The 3,564-nt window shown below is 51.9% G+C and carries 4 protein-coding genes; 1 reads left to right on the top strand and 3 read right to left on the bottom strand.

The genetic code is table 11. The annotated features are described in order from the left end of the window. The 3 genes from IGR76_12395 to IGR76_12385 form a co-directional block, all read right to left on the bottom strand. Positions 1-583 (bottom strand): restriction endonuclease subunit R (locus tag IGR76_12395; protein MBF2079287.1); only part of this gene is annotated, 583 nt, incomplete at its 3' end. Positions 584-1,041: 458 nt separating this feature from the next. Then, a complete protein-coding gene (locus tag IGR76_12390; GenBank protein ID MBF2079286.1) occupies positions 1,042-1,722 on the bottom strand; it encodes a response regulator transcription factor in 681 nt (226 codons plus the stop codon). Beyond that, positions 1,694-3,160, bottom strand: coding sequence for a two-component sensor histidine kinase (locus IGR76_12385; GenBank protein MBF2079285.1), 1,467 nt, complete (start codon positions 3,158-3,160; stop codon positions 1,694-1,696). The genes IGR76_12390 and IGR76_12385 overlap by 29 nt, the downstream gene beginning before the upstream one ends. Before the next feature lie 217 nt (positions 3,161-3,377). Between IGR76_12385 and IGR76_12380 the strand changes: the two genes are divergently transcribed. Further along, positions 3,378-3,564: transposase (locus IGR76_12380; protein ID MBF2079284.1), on the top strand; the 187-nt coding region annotated here is incomplete at its 3' end.

The raw sequence follows: 3,564 nt of genomic DNA, 5'->3' as shown, positions 1-3,564 counted from the left end.
CAGTGTGTAAATCATTGCCACGATTGAGCAGCGACAATAAATCCGATGTGGCATATTGGGGAATACTATCCCGTATAAGCTTTAAAAACAAAAACTCACTTCCGTTTAGAACCAAGCCAAAAGCTGGCTTCTCCAACTTCGGAATTGCCAACATATATGTCAAAGCTTGAGGAATTGCTTTGGTAATCGAAAACTCCGAATTTTTGGCCTCAATAACAGTCACCCAAAAGCCCTCTTGGATTACCAACACATCAATGCAGCCTTGAATGGTCTCCCCTTCATCCTCGGCTGATACTTGAATGTTAGTCTCGCCATCTACCCGAAAAGGTGGCTCATAAAATCCCGCCAAATCGAGCAATGGTGAAAGCACCACCATCTTGACAATGCTTTCCATCACTGGATATTCCAGCAAATAAAGATAATTGCGCTTGATCCGATCCAGTGCTTGCTGTTCTGCTGCTGTCAGTTCCGGTAAGTCATTGAGCCATTCTGAAAAAAATGCCTCATCTTGGGTCTTTTGTAGCCCAAACCTGATTTTTAGGTCATGCAACTTAACCTTTCTGGCTGCGATGCTCTGAGTCATATCAACGCCTAATAATCGTCCGTGCTCCTATTCTATAGCTGTTGCCAGCTAGCTTAGGACATGGACATTTTGGTGGGGCGGCTTCGCCGCCCCACCAAAATGTCCTAACCGATATGGCTAGCGCTATAAATCCCTGTAAATCCAACAGCAGCACGTGCGATCGCAGTTTGGAGCCATGCAACGGTAATCAGCGGATGAGTTCGGCAATCGCGTCTGCAATCGAACCCCGAAAAACCTGCCCTGACTGGTGTTCGGCTTTAGCTTGGGTGATGTGAGCAGGAATTTCAGCACGACAGCGATCGATGAGGCGTTTTTGAAGGATAGTGATTAGGGCTTCGTGGTCTTCGACAGAGAGAGATTCAATAATGCTTCACGACAGCGATCGCCCAATTGCGTAAGTCCTGAGATCTTTGAGCAGAGACGGGCGTTGGCGGAGCCTCTGCAAAGCAGAATCGCCCCTAATCCTTCAGCACATAGCCCACACCGCGCACCGTTTGGATCAGGCGTTTCTCATCCTCGGCTTCTAGTTTCAATCGTAAGTAACGGACGTAGACCTCAATAATGTTGGAATCGCCCATAAAATCGTACCCCCAGACCTTTTCGAGGATGCGATCGCGCGTTAAGACCTGACGAGGATTCGCCATTAAATATTCTAACAAATCAAACTCTTTGGCAGTGAGTTCGATGGAGCGATCGCCCCGTTTGACATCGCGGGTTTTGCGGTTCAGCATGAGGTCATCAAACCGGAGGACATCGCCACTTTCCTCGTCGCTGCTCCGCCGCAGATGGGCACGGACTCGTGCTAACAGTTCCTCAATGCTGAAGGGCTTCACCACATAGTCATCGGCTCCGGCATCTAGGCCAGCTACGCGATCGCTGACGTCATCCTTTGCAGTCAGGAGAATCACTGGAACCTTGTTGCCAGTTGCCCGCAGTCGGCGGCATACCTCTAGTCCGGTTAATCCCGGCATGAGCCAATCGAGAATCACGAGGTCGGGATTGATGTCGCGGGCGGTGGTGAGTCCGGTGAGGCCATCGTTTGCCACCGTAACTTGGTAGCCCTCGTAGGTTAGTTCCAGTTCTACAAACCGAGCTAATTTTTCTTCGTCTTCAACGACTAGGATACGGGGTTGTGTCATGGTTTACGGAGGTGGTGGGTAAGGTGATGGTAAACGTTGTGCCCTCGCCAGGGATAGAATCGACCGTGATTGTCCCCTTCATACCTTCGACCAGGGTTTTGGCGATCGCCAGCCCCAGGCCACAGCCTCCGGTGGCACGAGTCCGGGTTTCATCGACGCGGTAGAAACGATCGAAAATGCGGGATTGGTGTTGGGGCGGAATCCCACAGCCGCGATCGCGCACTTGCACCGTTGCTTGATCAAGCGTCTGCGCTAATCCAATCCAAACGGGGGCATCTTCTGGCGAGTATTTCAGCCCATTCTCCACTAAGTTTAATAGCACCTGCTTCAAACGGTGGCGATCGGCACGTACCGTAATATCCGCTGCCGCTGCGTCTACCAACACTGGACGTTGCTTAGACCGCTCCACCATACTGGCGACGTCGTAGGCTAAATCGTTGAGGGAAATGGGCTCCAGTTCAAATCGGATGTATCCACTCTCCGCCCGTGCCAACGCCAGCATATCTTCCAAGATTTGGATCGTGCGCTCGGCTTCAGCAGAGGCAATGGTGAGGGCTTCCCGCTGGGGGTCGGTGAGGGTTTGGCAGCGGCGTAGTGTGCTGTTGAGATAGCCGGACACGATCGTAAGGGGAGTTCGCAGTTCGTGGGACACATCGCTGACAAATTGACGCTGCTGGTTCCACGCGTCCGACAGCCGCATCAACATTCCTTCGTAGGATCGGGCCAGTTCTAAAATCTCAGTCGGTGCGGCATCTAGCTTAAGCTGAACATTGCCCAAGTCTTGAACATCTAGGCTTTCGCTGAGTTGCCCGATATCGCAGAGGGGACGAAGAGACCGTTTGACGTAGAGGGCGATCGCTCCTGGCATCAGGACACAAACCAGAAGGGTTCCCACACTGATGGTTCGCATCAGCGCTAAAAACATTTCCTGATCATCGGTTACGTCCTGGGCTATGTAGAGATAGCCCACTGGGACATTATCCACGACTAAGGGGCCAGCGCAGGTGACGTAGTGCTGCCCCGCTTCGCTGTAAAGTTCGGCGTCTGGATAGGTTTCTGGGTCGGGGGCGATCGCCGTTAAAACAGAGTCTTGATTGAGCCTACTACTGCTGGCGATGACGTTCCCTTGGGCATCTTGTACGGCAATCAGCAATCCAGGCAGCGATCGCACCTCAATGGCTTTATCGATGGCGTCCGGCAGGGGCAGCATCTTATGGTAAAGTTCAATATCCTGGGGAATACGTGCGGCAACGTCCGCGATCCATTCCTTGTGGCTCTCAATCAAAATTTGCTGGGTTCTCCAAGCTGTCCAGGTTGCTACGCTCCCGACGCCCAACAGTGAAACAAGGGTGATACCCAGGGTCAGGCGAAGCTGGAGCGAAAACGGATCAACGGCGCATTTCGCGTTCTGCACCCATTGTTGAACGGTCTTTTGCATTGCGCGCATTCACGCACCACCATCTACTCTGCTCCACTGCTGATTCCACTCTAGGGGCGATCACCCTTGAGATGCTGAATTTTTGCTGAGGGAATGGTCAGTTCTTGCTGAATTTTACATTCCACAATTTAGAATTTTACATGGCGTTGTTGCATGAAAGAGGGGTTGCGGGCGGGAGAGGCATGGTAAATTTCAGTTATCACACATAAAACCTGCCATGAAACCTCAATACCGCATCCGCAACTGGTCAGAGTATAACGCTGGATTGAAGGCTAGGGGAAGCCTCACCTTCTGGATCGAAGAATCTGTGCTGGGGCAGTGGGTGGTCGAGGAGTTGAGCGGCAAACCCGGCGCGTCAGTTCTTTATAGTGACCTTGCGATTCAAACAATGGCGACCGTCAAAG

Source organism: Synechococcales cyanobacterium T60_A2020_003 (genome assembly GCA_015272205.1).
Lineage (GTDB): Bacteria > Cyanobacteriota > Cyanobacteriia > RECH01 > RECH01 > JACYMB01.
Note: the sequence above shows the minus strand (reverse complement) of the source record. Positions and strands in the feature narration are given on the sequence as shown.